This is a genomic window from Planktothrix sp. PLAVEN19ND (assembly GCF_057220675.1).
Genome location: NZ_CM170132.1, coordinates 4,518,703 through 4,540,134, shown reverse-complemented (window position 1 = coordinate 4,540,134; position 21,432 = coordinate 4,518,703). Strand labels below are relative to the sequence as shown.

At 40.0% G+C, this 21,432-nt stretch carries 13 protein-coding genes; 10 read left to right on the top strand and 3 right to left on the bottom strand.

Going from position 1 to position 21,432, the window contains the following annotated elements:
- Positions 1-82 precede the first annotated feature (82 nt).
- Entirely contained in the window at positions 83-790 is a 708-nt protein-coding gene (locus tag AC2D3N_RS19330) for a methyltransferase domain-containing protein (RefSeq protein ID WP_484691849.1), read from the bottom strand.
- A gap of 228 nt (positions 791-1,018) precedes the next feature.
- Here AC2D3N_RS19330 and AC2D3N_RS19325 point away from each other — a divergent pair, with 228 nt between their 5' ends.
- The 3 genes from AC2D3N_RS19325 to AC2D3N_RS19315 all read left to right on the top strand — a co-directional run bounded on the left by AC2D3N_RS19325 (position 1,019) and on the right by AC2D3N_RS19315 (position 6,354).
- Positions 1,019-2,605, top strand: a complete 1,587-nt coding sequence (locus AC2D3N_RS19325) for a sulfotransferase domain-containing protein (RefSeq protein ID WP_484691848.1) — start codon at positions 1,019-1,021, stop codon at positions 2,603-2,605.
- 109 nt (positions 2,606-2,714) lie between these two features.
- Complete coding sequence (locus tag AC2D3N_RS19320) at positions 2,715-3,977, top strand: glycosyltransferase family 4 protein (RefSeq protein WP_079680563.1); 1,263 nt, start codon at positions 2,715-2,717, stop codon at positions 3,975-3,977.
- 373 nt (positions 3,978-4,350) lie between these two features.
- Positions 4,351-6,354, top strand: coding sequence for a calcium-binding protein (locus AC2D3N_RS19315; protein ID WP_484691847.1), 2,004 nt, complete (start codon positions 4,351-4,353; stop codon positions 6,352-6,354).
- A gap of 183 nt (positions 6,355-6,537) precedes the next feature.
- Here the strand turns inward: AC2D3N_RS19315 and AC2D3N_RS19310 are convergent, their stop codons facing one another.
- Both AC2D3N_RS19310 and AC2D3N_RS19305 read right to left on the bottom strand, forming a co-directional pair.
- The gene (locus AC2D3N_RS19310) at positions 6,538-7,422 is read right to left on the bottom strand and encodes a calcium-binding protein (protein WP_484691846.1); all 885 of its coding nucleotides are present in this window, start codon (positions 7,420-7,422) and stop codon (positions 6,538-6,540) included.
- Between the two features lie 117 nt (positions 7,423-7,539).
- On the bottom strand, positions 7,540-9,243 hold the full coding sequence (locus AC2D3N_RS19305) for a glycosyltransferase family protein (protein WP_484691845.1): 1,704 nt from the start codon (positions 9,241-9,243) through the stop codon (positions 7,540-7,542).
- A gap of 107 nt (positions 9,244-9,350) precedes the next feature.
- On the opposite strand from AC2D3N_RS19305, the gene AC2D3N_RS19300 reads away from it, so the two are divergent.
- The 7 genes from AC2D3N_RS19300 (at position 9,351) to rfbD (ending at position 21,423) form a co-directional block, all read left to right on the top strand.
- Positions 9,351-11,924 carry a glycosyltransferase family 2 protein gene (locus AC2D3N_RS19300; RefSeq protein WP_484691844.1) on the top strand — a complete coding sequence of 858 codons (2,574 nt, stop codon included), beginning with the start codon at positions 9,351-9,353 and terminating at the stop codon, positions 11,922-11,924.
- Positions 11,925-12,181: 257 nt separating this feature from the next.
- Positions 12,182-12,934, top strand: coding sequence for a peptidylprolyl isomerase (locus AC2D3N_RS19295; protein WP_079676743.1), 753 nt, complete (start codon positions 12,182-12,184; stop codon positions 12,932-12,934).
- Positions 12,931-15,942 carry a peptidase domain-containing ABC transporter gene (locus tag AC2D3N_RS19290; protein WP_484691843.1) on the top strand — a complete coding sequence of 1,004 codons (3,012 nt, stop codon included), beginning with the start codon at positions 12,931-12,933 and terminating at the stop codon, positions 15,940-15,942. Before AC2D3N_RS19295 ends, AC2D3N_RS19290 begins: the two co-directional genes overlap by 4 nt.
- A gap of 252 nt (positions 15,943-16,194) precedes the next feature.
- The gene (locus AC2D3N_RS19285) at positions 16,195-18,069 is read left to right on the top strand and encodes a beta-barrel domain-containing protein (RefSeq protein WP_079676745.1); all 1,875 of its coding nucleotides are present in this window, start codon (positions 16,195-16,197) and stop codon (positions 18,067-18,069) included.
- A gap of 72 nt (positions 18,070-18,141) precedes the next feature.
- The gene (locus AC2D3N_RS19280) at positions 18,142-19,914 is read left to right on the top strand and encodes a hypothetical protein (RefSeq protein WP_484691842.1); all 1,773 of its coding nucleotides are present in this window, start codon (positions 18,142-18,144) and stop codon (positions 19,912-19,914) included.
- Positions 19,915-20,002: 88 nt separating this feature from the next.
- Positions 20,003-20,551 carry a dTDP-4-dehydrorhamnose 3,5-epimerase gene (gene rfbC / locus AC2D3N_RS19275; protein WP_079676747.1) on the top strand — a complete coding sequence of 183 codons (549 nt, stop codon included), beginning with the start codon at positions 20,003-20,005 and terminating at the stop codon, positions 20,549-20,551.
- Entirely contained in the window at positions 20,548-21,423 is an 876-nt protein-coding gene (gene rfbD / locus AC2D3N_RS19270; protein ID WP_484691841.1) for a dTDP-4-dehydrorhamnose reductase, read from the top strand. Before rfbC ends, rfbD begins: the two co-directional genes overlap by 4 nt.
- Positions 21,424-21,432 lie beyond the last annotated feature (9 nt).

The following is a 21,432-nucleotide window of genomic DNA, read 5'->3' as shown; positions in this document are numbered from 1 at the left end:
CTAAAAGAACCCGCCCTTACCAGTCACCAGTTATTACCAATTACCCATTACCAATTACCCATTACCCATTCCCTGTTCCCTACTATACTTTTCTGATAATAGTGATCAGTTCATTGCCATTATCAAAAATCTTTTCTAAAATCAAAGGGAACCCGAGTTGGTGTTTTAAGGTCAGGAGAAAATCCACAAAATCCGCAGTTGTCCAGACGTGGAAATGGATACTAAAATCCCGTCTCATCAATTCTTTAACCATCCATTGTGCTTTGGTTTCATCCGTTTCTTTTTCTACTAATTCAATCCATTCTTCATAATGATTTTGCCGAGACCATTCCGGGCCTTGTTGATAATCTTTTAATAAATGTTCAATAGAAGTGACCGGGCGATCGCAATCAAAACAGGTTCGTTTTTCAGGAACCGCTAAATACAAAATCCCGTCTTTTCTAATCACCCGTAATAAATTTTCAATCGTTAGGATCGGGTTTTGGCAATGTTCAATAAAATGATTTGCAATCAAAAAATCCTGGGTTTCATCCTCAACTGTTTCTAAGAGTTCACCATTATCGATAATATCGACAGGAACTAAATTAACATCTGCTAACTCGGGATAATGTTTTCTTAAATCAGGAACACTCATACGATCCACATATTTAACTTGAGCGGATGTAGGAACTTCCAAAGGATGATTTAATGCCCCGACTTCAATGCCATTTCCCTGTAAATATCGGTTGGCAAAAAAACGGCGAAACGTATAAATTGGAGAAAGTGTTTCAGCATCAGCCGTGAGTGTCATAATCTAATGTCCTCAGCAGTTCATTCTTAATTTACATTCAATTTTCAGTCAATTTATAACCGAAACAGTTAACCCTTTAGAGTATAATCCTAAATTGAGTTGAAAATTTATCCAATTGTGTTCAGTTTCTACCTGCGGATTGATCTTAATTTGCGCAGGAGGAAAATTGAACTGATAGGAGAGCGTAACTGTTGATGATTCAACTTTCAATCTGGAGGCATATCACCGTTGATTCAACAAGCAAGGATAATCGATTCAAAACCGATCACCGCGCCCCAGTTTATTATTCTTGGGGTACAAAAGGGGGGAACTAATTCCCTCTATCAGTATCTATGTCAACACCCTCAAATTGTAGCCGCAACCCAAAAGGAAATTCATTTTTTTACGCTAAATTATCAGCAGGGTTTAGAGTGGTATAAATCCCAATTTTCAACCGAAGCTGATGGAAAGCACTTAATTACAGGGGAAGGTTCTCCCTATTATTTTTTTCATCCCTTAGTGCCCCAACGACTTTATGAATCTTTTCCTGAAACTCGGTTCATTGTATTATTGAGAAATCCGGTAGATCGGGCGATTTCCCATTATTATTGGGAGGTGAAACTCGGGTATGAATCCCTATCTTTGAAAGATGCGATCGCCCAAGAAACTCAACGGCTGCAAGGAGAAGCTGAAAAAATGGGTTCAGATCCGACTTATTTTAGTTTTAACCATCAACATTATTCTTACCTTTCCAGGGGAATCTATATTGATCAACTGCAAAGATGGATGAAGTTCTTCCCTCGGGAACAATTCTTGATTCTCAAGAGTGAAGATTTATATGTAGATTCTAAAACCATAGTCAATCAAGTTTTTGATTTTTTAGGAGTACCGAATTATCAATTATCGAGTTATGATAAATACAATGTTAATAGTTATCCCAATATTGACCCAATTATTCGTCAGCAGTTACAAGATTATTTTCAGCCTTTTAATCAAAAATTAACGCAATTTTTAGGTCAAGATTGGAGTTGGGGAATTCCTGAAATTTCCTCTAAATCAACGCCTGAATTATCAGAAATATCTGAAAATACCCGTTCTCAATCCATCTCAAACTCAGTTAAAATCATGAAAAAAGTTGACTATGAATCCGCCTGGGATGACTATGCTAAAAATTGGCAAAGTGTAAGCTCTGAAGAAGTTTATAGAGGAGATGAATGGATTGGATTTGCCGCGGGTGCGGCGACTTCCTTAGCCGAATATGAAGCCTTAATTGAGAACCAATTTATTGCCCCTTATATTCAGAAGCACCATCAGGTTTTAGAAATTGGTGTAGGGGGAGGAAAAACGGCAGCTTTGTTACTGAAATATTGCGATCGCCTAGTCTGTGCCGATATTTCCAATGAACTCCTGAATGCAACTCACAAACGTTTGGGAGATGAACGGGTGAGATATGTTAAATTAGACGGTTTAACTTTAGATGGAATTGCGCCCCAATCCCTAGATGTTTGTTTTTGTTATGACACCATGGTACATATTGAACCCTGGGATATCTTTAACTATTTAACCCGAATTCCGGCTTTATTAAAAGGCGATCGCCTCTGTATTTTTCACCATACCAATCTATTAAGTGAATTGGGCTGGCAAAAATTCGTACAGGATTGGGATAAAAACCTATTAGGAAACCGACATGGAACCGCTTTTTCCTTAATGACCGATACCATTATGGAGAAATTTTTAACCCATCTTAACTATAAAATTATCCGAAAAGATAGTGAGTCTGTACCCAGAGACTGCGTTTGGATTTGTCAAGCACCCGAAGTGATCAGTTATCAGTGATCAGTTACCAGTTATCAGTTTAAGAGTTATCAATTACGAGTTATCAGTTTAAGAGGTAATATTCCCTGTTCCCCGTTCCCTGTTCCCTGTTCCCCGTTCCCTGTTCCCTATGAAAGCATTATTTTTACATCCCAACTTTCCCGCCCAATATCGCCATATTATTACAACATTAGGTGCAGATCCCAATAATCAAATTGTATTTGGGACAAAAAACGAACGTCCCGAGTGGAGCATTCCCGGGGTAGAAAAAGCCGTATTTAATCCCAGTCGAGAAACGAGTGCAGACACCCATCAATATGTCCGGGTTTTAGAAAGTGCCGTATTACAGGGACAGGCTGTATTTAGAATGGCTGAACAACTCAAAGCCAAAGGATTTGTCCCCGATGTAATTTGTGGCCATTCCGGTTGGGGGCCGACTTTATTTGTCAAAGAAGCCTTTCCGAATACCCCATTATTATGTTATTTCGAGTGGTTCTATCATGCAGAAGGTTCCGATGCTGACTTCGATCCGGCTGACCCCCTGAGCATTGATGATAAAGCCCGAATTCGGGTGAAAAACACCCCAATTTTAATTGATTTATATTCCTGTGATTGGGGACTTTCACCCACCCATTGGCAACAATCCCAATTTCCCCCGGAACTGCGAGAAAAAATTTCTGTGCTTCATGATGGAGTGGATACCAGTTATTTTAAACCGAATCCCGGGGCTAAATTAGTTTTACCCAACTTGGATTTATCCGGTGTAGAGGAACTGGTAACCTATGTGGGGCGAGGAATGGAACCCTATCGGGGCTTTCCTGAATTCATCGAAGCCGTGGCTTATATTCAAGAACGTAGACCCAAATGCCATGTTGTAGTTGTGGGATCGGAACGAGTTTGTTATGGTAAACCTTTACCCAACGGCATGAGCTATAAGGACTATATGCTCAAGAAAGTCCCCTTGGATCTTTCACGGATTCATTTCGTTGGGCCCCTAGCCTACGGCCAATATCTGCAAGTGATTCAGGCTTCAGATGTTCATATTTATTTAACCCGGCCTTTTGTTCTATCCTGGTCAATGATTGAATCCATGTCAACCGGTTGTTTAGTTCTGGGTTCAGATACTGCTCCCGTGCGGGAAGTGATTCAAGATGGAGTAAACGGTTTGCTGGTAGACTTTTTCTCTCCCAAACAGATTGCAGATCGGGTCGATGAAGTCTTAGATCATCCTGATCGGATGGCTCAATTACGAGTTAAAGCGCGTGAAACAGCCTTAGAACGTTATGATCTGAGCAAACTCCTCTCGAAACATCTACAACTGATTACCCAAGTTGCCAACCGTTCCCTCCCCGCCACCGTTGGCCGGGTTGAGTCGGGAATGGTTTTGCGATAGGGCGGGAACTTGCTCGAAGTTCCGTTCGTCTACAGAAGGGATCTTTTGATTAGAAGATAATGAATGGTTAATGAGGAACATTGTTGTCTATAAACCCGTCTGACGGAGGTAAGCAAGTCAAAATAAACTGCCTTTTATGAGTTAAGAGTGATGGCTTCAATACCAATTGAAGATGAAAATTTTCAATACATAATTGATAATAAAATCCGGCCATCGAAACCACCATATCTATCAACTAGACAAGAATGATCACAAAGGACTAGACTTGCTGGAGATAAACAGGTTAAACTACTGCCGAACAAGTTATGGTGTTTTAAGCAGTGTCTGTCATCCCAACAGAGCTAATGACATTATTGCAGAGGAGTGAAATCAAATGGTAACAGCTTTAGGCGCAGGGCCACAATTTTACGATCAGGATGTGGGCTTCGCCCCCAGACCCGATACCATTCTGGGTGAAGGAGGAAATGACACAATCCTTTCTTCTACCCTCGGTGGAAGCCAGGTAGACGGTGGTGCGGATAATGATATCCTGACATCCAGAGGCCCTGGCGACACAGTTTTTGGTAATACGGGCAATGACTCTATCCGGTCTCAACAGCTTCGTACCCTTCTGCTCGGTGGTACAGGCCGGGATACCCTGTCGGCAGATTTAACCGCCAGCCTGTATGGGGGGGTAGACCGCGATTTTCTCATAGGTCAGGCTGCTAGTAACTACCTGTTTGGCAATAAAGATGAAGATACCCTGCTAGGCGGTATTCAAGGTGGAGATTTCCTCTATGGCGGTGGAGGGGATGACCAACTGGGGTTTGTAGGCACCAACGGTCAAAGTAACCTCACAGGGGTTGCGGTGAGTGGGGCTATCGGTGGCTTGAACCAAGGAAACAACTATGTCTCTGGAGATAAGGGCAGAGATAGTATTGTTGGGATTAACACTGGAGATACCCTCCTCGGTGGTGACGATAACGACTCCATCATTGGTGTAGGTAGTCTGAACTTCCTTCATGGTGACAGTGGCAATGACAGCCTAAGAATCCAAAACCCCGTCGCCCCCCAACAATTCTCAACCAATCTGGCGGTTGTTGGTGTGAGCCAAACCACCCTACTGGGTGGGGCCGGTGATGATTCTCTCTACGGCGGTGTAGGTCGCTTTGGAGCGGGCCAGAACTACTTTGCGGGTGGAGAGGGTAACGATACAATCCGAGGCTTTGCCCTTCAAGACGTCCTGTATGGTGGTGACGGCAATGACTTGATCGTCACAACCAATCCTAATGTTCTGACCATTCAGGGTGGCACCAGTCAACCAGGCTTTGCCGGTGAAAGTACCCTGTACGGTGGTGGTGGCAATGATACCCTACTAGCAGGTTTCAGCACCGATTTCCTCTATGGTGATGCCGGGAATGACAGCCTCAGTGGAAAATTCTCCATCTTAGAGGGTGGGGATGGAAATGATACCCTCTATGGGGGAAATTGGACATTAGATATCCCAGGAGCCACTAAAGTTCCGACTGTTACCTTATCTGGTGGTGCCGATAACGACTATCTCTACGGTGCCTTAGGGTCTGTGGCTAATCTTTATAATGGTGGTCTTGGTGATGACACCATTGTCTTTACCACAACTAACGATAGCCTCCTGGGTGAAAGTTCCCCAGAGGGTAATGACAAAATTTCCTTCGTGAGTGGTTTAGCCGATGGAGCTACCGGACTCAGTTTTGTCTTGTTTGATACCCTCGGCAACAACACCATTTCCGGTAGTAATGGCAATGACAGCATCGTTACGGGTAGTGGGGCTGACTTCCTGCAAGGGGGCAGCGTTGCCGCCGCTGCGACATTCGATGTTGGCTTCGGAGATGACACCCTGATCGCAGGTGGTGGGAATGACTACCTGTTTGGCGGTTCAGACAGTGATGTCCTGTTCGGCGAAGCGGGTAATGATACCCTGCAAGGTGGTACTGAACGGGATACATTAGTCGGCGGTGAAGGTTCTGATGTCTTCCTGTATCAGTTTAAATCAGATCTTAACGGTGCTAATGCCAGTACAGCCGACATTATTACTGACTTTAAGTCTGGTGAAGATAAACTATTCTTCTCTCGTGGGCCTGGAGGCTTTGCCTTTGACTTGCGTCCAGGTGTCCCGACCACTGAAATTTCCTTCGAGCAATTTATTGTTCTCGATAAGAACAGTTACAATGGCGGTGGTGCAAATACTCAAGCCCCAACCAATGTTGGCCCTGTATTAGTGTACGAGAAAGCCAGTGGAGTCTTATGGTATGACTCCGATGGTGGTGGAGTTAACCCAGCCGATATCGTTGCTAACATGGCACAACCGAACAATACAATTCCGACCCTAACCCGAACTGATATTGTGATCGTTCTCTAGGTTAGGTTGATACAAGTAGAGACGTTGCATGCAACGTCTCTACTTTCGGGATTTCAATAGGTTCAAATATAACAAAAAGACCGGGAAATAATTTCTCGGTCTTTTTTTCTATAGCACCACGCATTACAGTTAGAACACTTTTATTTCAAATCATGAAACTCATTACCTATCACCCATTACCCATTACCCATTCCCTGTTTCCTGTTCCCTCCCATACTTAACTTGTCGGCCAATCAAATTAATAAAACCCGAACCAAAATGCTGAATTTCTAAGAAATTAGCATGGGAAGCCGTCGGCTTATAAACTTTAAATGTTTTCATAATTCCTAGGGTTGCGGCACTTTCTAATGGCCCGATAAAACCACAATCTCGATCTAAAAAATAAGGTTGCTTTGCCCAATATTCCATCTGTTCAGCATTCAAAAAGAAACAACCGGAATGGGGATTTAAAGGGCGTTTAAATGAAACCGCCTGTTCCATCACTTTCCCAATAAATTGGGGCTGATCTTGAATATTTTGAAAATTAGCCGTGATATGGGGTAAAAGATCTCCATCAATATAGGCTTTAATGGCTTTGCTATGGGGAGAAACTTCGTAACGGTTGGGCTGTAACAGACAGCTATTTCCAGCGTGACGATTAAACCAATTTAACTTTGTAAATAACCAAGGATCACGCAAAATCAAATCATCTTCCAAATAACAATAATAATCATATTGACCCAAATATTCTCGCAAAACTTGATGACATTGAAATCCCAATAACATTGGTTCTACCTGGGTAGAATAATGTTTACAAAACCATGAAGGTAAGGGAATTTGTGCCAGCAAATGATAGTCTTGAGTAGTACAAATCACAATGTCAACTTGATAATTTTGTTCCTGATTCACAGGAATTGTCTGACATTGAGCAATATCAATCATGCACTGGGATTGACTATAAAGTTCCCGCAAAGCAGTTAAAGCAAATACTAACCCAGTAATTCGAGGGCGTGGATCTTTACTTAAAGATGCGTGTTTCCCATCTCCATCCGAGTTAAAAAAGTGAGGAATTGTAAATAAAATCCGCATAATTTATAACTAAACCTTTTAACATTAATTATCCAATATTCTGTAGCGCAAATTAGAAGAACTTCAACGAAGCCCAAATCTAATCCGTGCAATCCGCGTAATCCTTTGAATCCGTGATCATAATTCGGGAACTCGTTGACGCAATTCTTGATTTAAACTTGGTAAATTATCTCGCATTTTTAAATACCATTCTCGTCGCTGTTGATAATGTTGGCAGAGTAAACGATTACTTTTTACCCAAAGATAGGCATTATTAGCGATTTTTTGCCGAAGTACGGTATTAATAATTAATTCATTCAAATACATTTCAAACTGTTGAATATTGCGATAAATTAAACCCGTTTCTTCATGAATTACCGATTGTTCATAGACCGTTGGACTCGCTAAAACCGCCACCCCATGACCCGCACATTCCAAAAACTTTAAATCCGATTTCATCAAATTAACAGGTGTGGGGGTTAACGGTAACAAACCAATATCACAGGTTTGCAGAATCTGATGATATCTATCATAACTGCAAAAGGGTTCAAATTCTTTATCAGATATTGCCAAATGATCAAAAAAACGTCGATCATGAATGACCTTAACCTTAACTAAAGTTTGATGACGAATTAAAACCCGGTTTAAGGTTTCCATAATCGGTTGCCAATCCTGTTCCCGATTTAATGCTCCAAAAAATAAAGTAACTTTTGGATGGGAATAAATTCGAGGGGGAGGTAAAATCAATAAATGATTTTTAAAGATAGCAACGTGAGGATTAAATTGTTGTAAAAATTCCTTTAAAGGGTCTGTTGAAGTCTGTACACCATGACAGCCACGATAGCTCAAATAACGATTGTCTGCATACTCCTGCCTGCGTAACGGATTATCGTCAATTTCAGCAATAATTAGGTAATCTTGTTTTAGCAAATTTCTTAATATTTCTAAGTGATGATCATAGGATAAAATTGTCCGTTGCCAAATAAAAACCTTTTCTTCTTCGGGTAAAAAGGAACAGTTAGGAATAGATTTAGAGGCTGAAATAGTGCGCGTTCCCGGTATGGTCGCACTCAATTGATCGGGTTCCAATACCCGCAGGCGATCGCATCCTGTAGGAGCCATAATTGCAGTTTGAATCAATAAACGACGGGGAGGTTGTAACGATTTAATTGCACGAACAATATAAAATTCGGCGGCGGTTTGAGTAGCAAAACGATTGGGATCTAAACCCAAAGTATTCCTCAGAGGTTCTACTAATTGCAGAAAATTTTGAAACTGATCATCTTTTTTTCCTCGGGTTTGAATTTCATAAATATATAATCCCGCTTCCCAGAATAGTTTTTGAATTCTTTCTAAAGTAAATCCTTGATAATCAGTATTTTCTTCACCCTCATTTTCTGATTTTCCTTGCAATAAATTAATAATATTTTGCCAATACTGAGGATTAGGAATATAAGCTAAAACCTGACCTTGAGCTTTTAACCATCGGGTGTGATATTGTAAAACCTTGAGCGGATTTCTGATTTGAGGTAAAATCCTGTCATAAATTAAACAATCTACGGTTTGTTCTTCTAATTCTAATGGGATTGTTTCTAATTGATCAATTGAACTCAGAGTAATCCTATCTAAACCTTGAGTTATTTCTGAACTTAATTCAGAATCAATTAAAATTCCCCCATAAAAACTTTGAGGATTAATTCGTTTATAATGATAAGCTGTACTGCCGTTTCGACAACCCACGTCTATTAGGACTTGAGCATTAGGGGGTAAAAAATTCAATAACTCTGAGGGTTCGCGATTCAAATAATGATCACTGACCTGATCTATAGTATCTCTATTCATAACTTTTAGTAAAACTAGAGCTATTTTATAAATAACAGGTTTTAGGTCACACTGGCAAGTTAATTTTAGAATTAAAAATTTTTTATCAAATCTTTACCCTAAATTTTATGGCTAGAGTTAGCGTTATTATTCCAACCTATAACCAAGATTCCTACATTTCTGAAGCAATTGATAGTGTTTTAAACCAAACCTACCAAGATTTTGAAATTGTGATCACTAATGATGGTTCTACGGATAAAACCTTGCAAATTATTCAAGAAAAACAAGATCCTCGAATTCGCTATTTTTCTTTCGATCAGAATCAAGGAGTGAGTATAGCAGCCAATCATTGTATTCATCAGGCGACGGGAGAACTCATTGCTATTTTAGATTCTGACAATATTTTTTTACCGAATAAACTTGAGAAACAAGTTAATTTTTTGGATGAAAACCCTAAATTTGATGCGGTTTTTACCCATGCTATTATTATTGATAAAAATGGTAATCATCACCAGGGTAAAGAATCGTCTTTTCAACAGTTATTTGCTCAAGAAAACAAAAATCGTTTTCAATGGTTAAATTCTTTTTTTTACTCTGATAATTCTTTATGTAATACCAGTGTTTTGATTAAGAAAAAATGCTATAATCAAGTAGGTTTATATGATCCACGATTACGTCAAATTCATGATTTAGATTTTTGGATACGTTTATGTCTGAAATCAGAAATTCATATTTTACCGGAACCTTTAGTTTTATTTCGATTTCATGATCGCAATATTAGTGGGGTAACGGCGGAAAATATAATTCGACATACTTGGGAAATTCCTCAAGTGCTTGAGCATTATTTCTGTCCAGAGGTTAGCCAAAATTTTCATACTATTTTTCCTCAACAGCAACTTATTCAAACTCCTATTACCCTTGATGATCTACAATTTTTAATCGCAAAACAGTCTTTAAATATTCATCGTCCTAGTCATCAATATTTTGGGATTTATACTTTATATCGGTTAATGAATAATCCTGAATCGGCTGCATATATTGAAAAAAAATATTCCTTTAAATATACGGATCTGATTCATCTGACTGGAAATTATGATATTTTCCAAATGATTAGTAATCGGAAATTGAAGCAAGATCTTGATCAAACAAAAAAATACCTAGAAGCATTACAACCAAAATTAGATCTATCTATTGAAACTGCATCTCAACCGCTAGTAAGTATATTAATTCCGACTTATAACGGGGAACAATTCTTATCAAAAGCGATTCAAAGTGCTTTAGATCAAACCTATTCTAACCTAGAAATTATTATTTCTGATGATGGGTCAACGGATAGGACTGTAAAAATTGCTGAATCTTTTAAAAATAATTGTTCTACTCCCTATCGGATTATAACTCATTCTAATTATGGATTGGTCAAAAATCTTAATTTTTCTATTCAGCAAGCCCAAGGAAAATACATAAAATTTATTTTTCAGGATGATTGGTTAGAACCTAATTGTATTGAATATATGGTTAATTTAGCAGAACAAGATCCAGAAATAGGGTTGGTTTTCTCGCCCCGTCAAGTGTTAATTGACCCTGATTCTCAATCTGATTTAGCGTGTCAATCTGCTTATAATGGGGCGATTAACTTACATCAAAAATGGTCTGATTTAAAACCCATACAATCAGGTGAAGATCTTTTGTCTGATCCCAACTGTTTAATCGGAGGATTAAATAAAATTGGAGAACCAACAACAGTATTAATTTCTAAAGGAGTTTTTGAAGAATTAGGAGAATTTGATGCTACACTTCAGCAACTTTTGGATGTTGATATGTGGTTTAGAATTATGGGTCGTTATAAAATTGCTTTTGTGAATCAAACTTTATCTTCTCTCCTGATTCATAAAAAACAACAGACTCAAGTGAATATTGTTCAAAAGGAAAATTATAAAGATTATGAAAGACTTTATTTAAAGCTATTGCAGGATTCTTGCTATAGTTTTTTGAATCTATCTTTTAAACAGATGGTTTTACAAAAAACCTTGTTTAATTCGCAATTTTACCTCAAGTTAATCACTAATTTACTGAATCAATTCCAAGAAAACCCTACGGAGAGAGTCATAGAGTGTCTGCAATTAGTTCGTCAAACCCTAGTTAAATATTGGTTAACTTTAACTCCTGGGGATTTAGAAACTAGATATTCTAGCGAAATTCGTCCAATTTATCAGCATTTATTGAATAGTAATATTATTGACCAAGAAGTGAGTGAGATTGAACAATCATGGATTGAATCCATGAGAAAAAAACTTTTCCAAGGTTTGTCTTCCTGTGATTTAATTCCTGGCTTGATGGGATTTATGTTGTATGAAAGAGCTTATAATTTTGATTCTATATATGAAAATGCAATTATTCCTCAATATTTTTTCCCTGAATTTATCAGTTGGCTGTTTGCTCCAATTCAAACTTTTAGGTCTCCAGAAGACCGATTAAAATATATTAATTTTCAGGAAAATTTATTGGCTTATATTATTCATAACTTAAATACGGATTCATCTTTTTGTGATTTGTGGATCTATGTCGCCCAGTGTTATCTTAAATATTCTCAGTGGGATTTTGAAGATTTCGCCGAAATTAATCTCCAGAGGATTTATGATTACAGAAAAAAAATGATTAATTTTTTAGCATTGAACTCAAAGGATAATTGTCTGAACCGATAGCCAGTCTGAATCAACCATAACAATACCAGGGCTTTGCAGCCGAACACTGGAACTTGAAACCATTGATCCGCGTCAGTTCAACCAAAAGCTATTTTTTTCACCAGTTTCCCGAAAGTTGAGGTAATTTAAAGATCAACAATTTCAGGTAAGGGGTAGACGGTCTGCTATTATTTGGACAAGTTGATTGATAGAGTAGTCCGTTGAGGACTACCAAGGGTAAATTTGAAAGGGGTAGTGAAAGTCGGTTGGAGAGTTCAATGACAGGATTGTTCAAAGTCGGAGATACCATTATTACAGCAGAGGATTTGCCATCGCTGCTCAAGCGTTATCAGTTAATGCCATTATTCTTGCGAGAAGTGATTTTGGATCAAGAGATCGCTAAGATCACTTGTACAGAAGCAGAACAGGCGGCGGCCATCGAACGATTTGAAAGTCAACACCAACTTACTTCCCCGGAAGCAAAAGCAGCTTGGTTAGCAGCCTATGATATGACCCCAGAACAACTTGTGGAAATGGCAGAACGCCCGGTAAAAGTTGAAAAATTTAAACAAGAGATGTGGAGTGGTCGAGTCGAGAATTATTTTCTGACTCGCAAAGGTGGTTTAGATCAAGTTGTATATTCTTTAATTCGGACAAAAAATCCTGGCTTGGCTCAAGAACTCTATTTCAGAATTGCGGAGGGGGAAAATTCCTTTGCTGAGGTGGCCCGGGATCATTCCGAAGGGCCAGAATCTCGATCTGGGGGTGTTTTAGGGCCAGTTCCGGTATCCCAACCCCACCCGGCAATTAGTAAACTGTTATCGGTGAGTCAACCCGGTCAACTGTGGGCACCGCGCCCCTTGGCGGAATGGTTCGTGATTATTCGGCTGGAAAAATTCCTTCCCGCCCAGTTAGACGAATCCATGCGTCGCCGTATGATCGAAGAAATGTTTGAAAATTGGCTACGAGAGCAAATGGCTCAAGTCGGCTCCCTACAACCTGTTCGCACTTCAGTGTCTTCTGCGTCATGACAACATCCGCCGTTTCTCAATCCCAAATTCAGACCTTCCTGGCTGAAACGACTCCCTTTGATCGACTCTCGGAGAAGGCACTTCAGAACCTGTTGCCCAAATGCCAACTCCTGGGCTATCGTACCGGACAACCGATCTTTGAGCGGGATAAATTGCCAACTCAAATCACTGTAATTTATCAAGGACAGGCTCGATTGCTGGGTTTTGATCCCAGGGCGCAACGCCATGTGAGTTTGGGCTTGCTCGGAGCCAGGGAAATTGTCGGTTGGGGGGGGTTAATTCGAGGAGTTCCTTGTGAAACCGCGATCGCTTCAACCGACACAATTTGTATTACCTTGTCGGCTGCGGATTTTCTGCAATGGGTGGTAAAAGAACCGACTTTTGGAGAAGCCTTCCGGGATCAAGCCGGGTTGAGCGAAGTTTTTGACCTGTTAAGCCAACATCTACAGGCCCAGGCCGTTCCGGTTAACAATATTAAAAATTTAGCAGTTGATCTGGGGCAGGATGCCGTTGTGCTGAACTTGGCGGCGGGTAGCCGGAAAACCAAGGAATTGACTGGCCTACTTGATCCCCAACGAATTTGGCTAGTCAGTAGTGGGACTTTGGGTGGTTTTGCCCCAGGTAGCCGGGTTTTATTAGAAGAAAGTAATCCATCCTATAAGCTCGAAGGGCCCCAGGGGGTTCGGTTAGTGGGGTTGCGAGAACCGGTTTATGAAGTCGAAACCTCAGTAGAAACCTCCGATGGAGAGGTGAGTGTTCAAGACTCCAATAATGGCAACGGTAATCGCACCATCGATCTATCGGCGGTGACTTCGGCTCCTGAAGTCCCCCCCACTCCAGAAACCAATGTCCCGAAATCGGCTCTGAAGTTTCCTGTGGTCAGGGGCAGAGGCAAAATTGACGCGCCCCTAGCCTGCTTCAATATGATTGCGAAGTTCTTCGGCATTAGCTTTAAGAAAGATATTGTCCGTCGGGTTTTAGATAATCAGTTAGCAACGGTCGGTAATATTAGTTTGCAGGCTTGCGGGGCCGTGACCCAAATGCTGGGAATTAATGCTCAGTTAGTCCAGGTGCCATCCAAAGCCATTGGTCGCCTCAAAGCCCCGGCCATGGTGGTCTGGAAAGATAGCTTTGCCATTCTCTATAGCATTACCGAACGGGAAATCATCCTAGCATCCCCGGAAAAGGGTTTAGCCCGGATGCGTCCAGGGCAGTTTGCGGAAATTTGGGGGGAGGAAGGACAGGTACTGCTGTTACAAGCGCCCCGAGTTGACCAAAAAGAACAATTTAGTTTCTGGTGGTTTCTCCCGGCCTTGATGGAGCATCGAGCAACATTTGTTGAGGTGTTGCTGTCTTCGTTTTTCATCCAAGTGTTCGGTTTGGTCAACCCCTTGGTCAGTATGGTGATCATCGATGCGGTGATCGGACAACAGAACCTAGACGCCCTGAATATCCTGGGGATTCTGCTGTTGGGGTTTGCGCTGTTTGAAGGGTTATTGACGGCATTACGAACCTATCTGTTTGTGGATAGCTCCAACCGAGTTGATATCAAACTGACGGCGGAAATTATCGACCATATGTTGCGGCTGCCCTTGGGCTACTTTGATAGTCGCCAGGTCGGGGACTTGATGAGCCGTTTTAACGAGTTGGGAAATATCCGTAACTTCCTAACGGGGACGGCCTTAACAGTGGTTTTGGATGCGGTGTTCTCGGTGGTCTACATCGCTGTGATGTTCGCCTTGAGTCCAACTCTGACTCTGGTGGCTTTAGCTCCTCTACCCCTATTTGCTGGAATTATCTTCATCTTCTCCCCGATTATTATGCGGTTAATCCGCAAACGGGCGGGTTTAGCCGGAACCTCCATGGCCTATATTGTGGAAGTTATCAGTGGAATTCAAACTATTAAATCCCAAACCATTGAATTAACAGCCCGTTGGCGGTGGCAAGGAATGTATGCCCGTTTCATGAGTGCGAGTTTACAAACCACTCTCACCCAAACGGCCGCGGGAACGATGAGTGACTTCCTGAATAAAATTGGGGGGATTGCCCTGTTATGGGTGGGAGCCTATCTGGTGATTGAACAGAAGTTGACCATCGGGGGACTAATTGCTTTTCGGATTATCTCGGGAAACGTCACCGGCTCGTTATTACGCTTTATTAGTGTTTATCAACAGATCCAAGAGGTATCGATTTCGGTGGAACGGTTGCGGGATATTATCGATACCCTTCCTGAAGCCGATGAAGCCGATCGCAATAATATTCCATTACCTGAAATTGAAGGGTCAGTTACCTTTGAGGAGGTGTCTTTCCGATTTAATCCCACCGGGCCACTGCAACTGGCTAATATAAATTTAGATTTCCCCTCTGGGTCATTCGTGGCGATTGTGGGCTTAAGTGGATCGGGTAAAAGTACCCTGATGAAGTTATTACAGCGTCTATATGCTCCCCTATCGGGACGAATTTTAATTGACGGCTACGATATTAATAAAGTCGAACTCTATTCTGTCCGCCGTCAATTGGGGGTGGTGTTGCAAGATACCCTCCTATTTAACGGAACGGTTCAGGATAATATCGGTTTGAGTAACCCCGAAGCCAGTAGCGACGAAATTATTCGGGCGGCTAAAATTGCTGCGGCCCATGATTTTATTATGGGCCTTCCCAATGGTTATAATACCCAGGTCGGAGAAAGGGGATCGGCTTTATCGGGGGGACAACGACAACGGGTGGCCATTGCCCGCACAGTATTACAAAATCCTAAACTGTTAATTTTGGATGAAGCCACCAGTGCCCTAGACTATCAATCGGAACGGGCTGTAATCAATCACTTAATGGACGTCTTTCACGATCGCACGGTGTTTTTTATTACTCACCGTTTGAGTGCCGTCAAAAACGCGGATGTAATTATTATGATGGATCAAGGGTCTGTGGTTGAGCAGGGAAATCATGATGAGTTAGTTGCCCTGAAAGGACGCTATTACTGCCTGTATCAACAACAGGAAGCCCCCTAATACAGTCATCAGTTACCAGTTATCAGTTATCAGTTTAAGAGTTATCAGTTTAAGAGTTAGGAAGCAGTTACAATTGCTCTCAATTAGTAAAAATCTTGATTTTATTTCTTTCACTGATAACTGATTACTTTTTACTGACCACTGTTTAGAGTTAATTTCTGATTACTAATAACTCTAAACAGGTTCTTTCCTTCACTGATAACTGATTACTGATAACTGATTACTGATTTTGTTGTTTACTAATTACTATTTATGAAATCTGTATCCCTTGTTGATCAACCGGTTATTCTTGAGAAACCCGCGATGTGGTCTCATCTTTTTCTCTGGATGATCATGTTAATTACCACTTCAGGTGTGGTTTGGGCTTATTTTTCTCAGATTGAACAAACGGTTCCCGCCGTAGGTGAACTCGAATATAAAGAAGGTGCTAGGGAAATACAAGCCCCAACCACCGGAGCCGTAGTGAGATTGCACGTTGAAAATGGAGATCGGGTTCAGAAAAACCAACCGCTTTTAACCTTTAGTCCGACAAACCCCAGTGCGGATATTAAATCTTTAGCTAAATTGCAAGGGACTCTTAATCAAGAAAACGAATTCTATAAGAATATTATTCAGGGAAATGGTCGAGGAACTTTACCCCCTGAATGGGAAACCATGGTTAAAGATCGAGATACCCGAATCCAAGAAAATCAAGTTTTGAATTCTTTGATTAATGAACTTTATAATAATCAAGGTCGAACAGTTAATTATAGTTCCGCTCAGGGGGGTTTAGTGACTAATTACCGAGCGGAATATCAATCCCGGGTGTCTGCGGTGGAAGGACGAATTATTGAATTTAACAAACAACTTGAACAGACAGAAAATTTGATTCGAGCAACGAGAGAACAGGTTCAATACGCAACCAATCAAATTCGCTATTCCGAAGAACAATTAAATTCAGCCCGGGATCAACTTAATAAGTCTCAAGAGGGTTTAGATCTAAACCAATCTATTTTGGGTCAAATTGCGCCTTTAGTGGATGAAGGAGCCATGTCTGACCTCAATAAAAAACGTCAGGAACAGGAGGTTTTGAAAAGTCAAAATGAATTTTTACGACAACAGGATCAAATCACCACCCGTCAAAGTGAAATTAATGCGCGTAAAGGTGATGTGGAAAAACAACAAGCTGAAATTAAACGATTAGAAGATGAAAAACAAAAAGTTCTAGCCTCTATTGAACGAACTCAACAAGAATTACAAAATACGAAAGATGCTTGGGCAAAAGACCTGTATCTTCGCATTGAGGAAAACAAAAAACAGATTGCTAGTATTGACTCTCAACTGAGTCGATATAAACTGGAAAACGAAAAACGATTAGGCGATGTTAATGCTCAACTGGAAAAGGTTGAAGAACAGCGTGATACTCAAGTTTTACGTTCACCGGTGGCGGGAGTAATTTATGATTTAAAACCCTCAACCAAACAGAATTCTGAAGTCGATATGACCAAGGATGACATTTGCAATTATGTGAATCAGCAAGTGTTAAAATCAGGTGATCCAAAAATGAAGCGTTGTAATGAGGCTTATTATGAAGCCCAACAAACGGAAAAATTGATGCAAATTTTAGCCGATGATAAGGGACTTGGGGGGACAATTTTTATTAAAAATACGGATTTGGCTTTAGTTTTAAATGCCTTACGGGTCAAACGTAAATTCTTACAGCCCTATGATGGAAAAACCGTGGCTGGAGAAGTGATTGAATGTAAAGCAGAAAAAGATTGTATTTGTCCAGATTCTCCAGAAGCTCGATCAGAAATTGGGATTACTGATGCAGATTGTATTCCCGTGGAAGTTACCATTGATGCTTTTCCCAATGATCAGTTTGGGATGGTTTCTGGACAGTTAAAATGGTTGAGTCAAGACGCGATTAAACCTGACCCAGAAAAAGGCCGTCAGTATTTTTCGTTTAAAGGAAAAGTGAAATTGGATAAACAAAGCTTTGTCTTAGATGAGGATAAGAATATTAAGATTGGTTTGCAGTCGGGGATGTCCGTAAATACTAAGATTAATGTCGGTAAACGCTCGGTGTTAGACATCTTCTTAAACCGCTTTACTGGTCGGATCAACAGTATTACAAACTTGAAGTAATTTTAATCAGTGTAGAGACGCGCCATGGCGCGTCTCTACTAGTTATCAGTAAGAGTTAAGAATTGATAGTTAATGGCTCAAAAATCTTCCTCTTTTGTCGCTTTTCCTGCTGTTATTTTATGGCTAATGTATTTAATCCCGATCTTGGGGGTAACGGGATTTATTATTTGTTTTGGGGTGAATGTTCCTTTTTATGATCAGTGGGTTGTACCTGCTTTATTTGAAAAAACAGCCACGGGAATATTACAATTTCAAGACTTATTTGAACTCCATAATAATCATCGTATTCTATTTCCTCGCTTAATTTTTATTGGTTTAGGATTTATTTCAAGTTGGAATATTAAATTAGAGCTTTTTTTGAGTTTAGGATTGGCAATACTAACCTTTATATTGTTGTATAAAATTTCTGTTAGTAGTTCAAAAAATCAAAACTATTTCTTTCATTTTAACAATTTATTAACAGCTTTAATATTTTTCTCTTTAGCTCAATCGGAAAACTGGCTTTGGGGATTTCAAATTGCTTTATTTTTAATCAATTTTTGCATAATTTTAAGTTGTTTTATTTTAAATAATAATAAAATTCAGCCTAAAACAAAGCTATTACTGGCTGCGATTCCCTGTTTAATTGCTACTTTTTCATCAGCCCAGGGTTTAATGAGTTGGTTGGCTTTAATACCTGGGGTTATAGTGATTTCAGCATCAGGTCATCAAAGAAAAAAATACCTAATTTTTTGGATAACTTTATTTGCAATTTCCAGTTTGATTTACTCCATCGGATACACTCAAGAACCCAAAACGATCAATCTTTCTCTCCTAGAAAAGTTATTGGCTCTGATTCAATTCTTTTTTAATGTGATTGCTGCACCCCTAACAAATTCTCAAAATTTCAGTATGTGGATTGGAATAATTATCATCTTAAATTTTATTGTTTTAGGAAGTTACTGTTTAATTAATCTAAAAAATAAAAAATATTTAATAAAATTATGCTCTCCTTGGTTTTCGATTGGAATATTTTCTATCCTATGCTCAATTTTAATAACATTAGGTCGTTATAATTATGGAGCAAACTATGCAATTTATACTTCTCGATATACCACCCATTCTTTACTATTAATTATTGCTGTTATTCAACTTTGGTTTATAATTATTTCAGAGGATAATTTTTTCAAGCGAAATTATTACCCGAAACTCATTTATAGTTTTGTTGGGGGAATTTTAGTTTGTTTAATTGGGGTAAAATCAGAAATGGCGATCGCTCAAGCTCAAACGGATGTCATTAATAAACAACGGGGAGAAACCTGCTTAGAACTCATTAACTATTTAGAAGACTCAAAATTCTTTAAAACCCATCCTGAACGCTGCTTATTAAGATTAAGTAAAACCACTTGGTGGATTCAAGATGGAGTGAAACAACTCCAGAGCGTTAACCTTAGAAATTGGGCAAATCATATCACATTTAAAACAGAATCAGAACAACTTTATGGTTATATTGATTTTCCATTATCCAGTGATCAACCTTTAAAACTCAAGCCCCAAGATTCCGTCACCTTCAAAGGATGGGCTATTTTTCCTCAGCAACAAAATCAACCCCAACTCGTCTTTTTCTCCAGGGGAAACCAACGCTCTTTTTTTGCCCAAGCTAATATTGGTTTGAATAGTCCCGATATTGCTCAAGTCTTGGATTCTACCCTCTATAATTATGCGCGATGGGAAGTTACAATTCCTACTGTACAATTGCATAATGGTTTGGGAAACACAACGGTTAAAGCTTGGGTCTATAATCCTAACGGGAATGAATTTATCCCGTTGAAGGGAGAAGTTAAGATAATTTTTGAGAAAGACTAACCCTTTCTCGATTGACCCTTAATTTAGTTTTCATCCAGAAGCAACAATTTGGTACAATGTTTAGTCGCTGACACCGTTTAACCTAAATATGAATATTATTCCAACTTCCATTCCCGATGTTTTCATCATTGAACCCAAGGTTTTTGGGGATGAGCGAGGCTTTTTCTTTGAGAGCTTTAACCAGAAAATATTTACTGAAAAAACGGGAATTACCTTAGAGTTTGTACAAGATAATCATTCCCGTTCTGTGAAAGGAGTTTTGCGTGGTTTACATTATCAAATGCAACATACCCAGGGTAAATTGTTGCGGGTTATTGCAGGAGAAATTTTTGATGTGGCGGTGGATATGCGAAAAAGTTCTCCGCATTTTGGAGAGTGGGTCGGTTGCATTCTCAGTGCAGAAAATAAGCGACAATTTTGGATTCCCCCGGGATTTGCCCATGGCTTTGTCGTGATTTCAGATATTGCTGAAGTGTTATATAAAACCACCGATTATTATGCCCCGGAATATGAGCGTTCTTTGCTCTGGAATGATCCCGATTTAGGAATTGATTGGCCATTAGAAGGGATTACACCGATTTTGTCAGCCAAAGATCAAGCAGGTCAACCTTTAAAAACGGCGGAATTTTTCTCATGAAACCCATTTTACTGATCGGAAAAGATGGTCAACTCGGTCAAGAATTGCAACCTTTCCTTGCTTCTAGGGGTTCATTAGTCAGTGTCGGACGAGATACCTTAGATTTATCCCAAACCCAAGAAATTGAACGGCTCATTCAGGAAATTCAGCCAGAATGGGTGATTAATGCCGCTGCTTATACCGCAGTAGATAAGGCGGAAAGTGAACCGGAATTAGCCCTAAAAATTAATGGCATTGCACCTGGGATTTTAGCCAAAAGCTGTCAGCAATTAGACGCAACATTGATTCATATTTCTACGGATTATGTCTTTGATGGAACCCAAAGCCATCCTTATCTTGAAACCGATCTGACTCACCCTTTAGGTGTTTATGGAGAATCAAAATTAGCCGGAGAAATGGCAATTCAAGCAACCCAAGCTAAATTTGCAATTCTCCGAACCGCTTGGGTTTATGGTGTAGGTGGAACCGGAAATTTTGTTAAAACCATGTTACGGTTGGGCAAGGAGCGGGAAGAAATTCGGGTGGTGAGTGATCAAGTGGGAAGTCCGACTTGGACGGGAGACTTAGCCCAATCTATTGTGCAATTAATGCCCCTTTTGAATGATCAAACCTACGGAATTTATCACTGTACAAATAGTGGTGTGACCAGTTGGTATGATTTTGCGATCGCCATTTTTGAAGAAGCAAAACTCTTAGGTTTTCCCCTAAAAATTGAGCGCGTTATTCCTATTACCACCGCCGAATATCCAACGCCAGCAAATCGTCCCGCCTATTCAGTTTTAAGTGGGAAAAAATTAGCAAATATTCTGGGAAATCATACCCCTCAATGGCGGCAAGGACTGCGAAAAATGTTACAGGAATTAAAACCGTAGAGACGTGCC

Coding starts and splice junctions, on each gene's coding strand:
- AC2D3N_RS19295 (WP_079676743.1), top strand. CDS start 12,182: ATGACAGGATTGTTCAAAGTCGGAGATACCATTATTACAGCAGAGGAT.
- AC2D3N_RS19300 (WP_484691844.1), top strand. CDS start 9,351: ATGGCTAGAGTTAGCGTTATTATTCCAACCTATAACCAAGATTCCTAC.
- AC2D3N_RS19290 (WP_484691843.1), top strand. CDS start 12,931: ATGACAACATCCGCCGTTTCTCAATCCCAAATTCAGACCTTCCTGGCT.
- AC2D3N_RS19330 (WP_484691849.1), bottom strand. CDS start 790: ATGACACTCACGGCTGATGCTGAAACACTTTCTCCAATTTATACGTTT.
- rfbD (WP_484691841.1), top strand. CDS start 20,548: ATGAAACCCATTTTACTGATCGGAAAAGATGGTCAACTCGGTCAAGAA.
- rfbC (WP_079676747.1), top strand. CDS start 20,003: ATGAATATTATTCCAACTTCCATTCCCGATGTTTTCATCATTGAACCC.
- AC2D3N_RS19315 (WP_484691847.1), top strand. CDS start 4,351: ATGGTAACAGCTTTAGGCGCAGGGCCACAATTTTACGATCAGGATGTG.
- AC2D3N_RS19310 (WP_484691846.1), bottom strand. CDS start 7,422: ATGCGGATTTTATTTACAATTCCTCACTTTTTTAACTCGGATGGAGAT.
- AC2D3N_RS19285 (WP_079676745.1), top strand. CDS start 16,195: ATGAAATCTGTATCCCTTGTTGATCAACCGGTTATTCTTGAGAAACCC.
- AC2D3N_RS19280 (WP_484691842.1), top strand. CDS start 18,142: ATGGCTCAAAAATCTTCCTCTTTTGTCGCTTTTCCTGCTGTTATTTTA.
- AC2D3N_RS19305 (WP_484691845.1), bottom strand. CDS start 9,243: ATGAATAGAGATACTATAGATCAGGTCAGTGATCATTATTTGAATCGC.
- AC2D3N_RS19320 (WP_079680563.1), top strand. CDS start 2,715: ATGAAAGCATTATTTTTACATCCCAACTTTCCCGCCCAATATCGCCAT.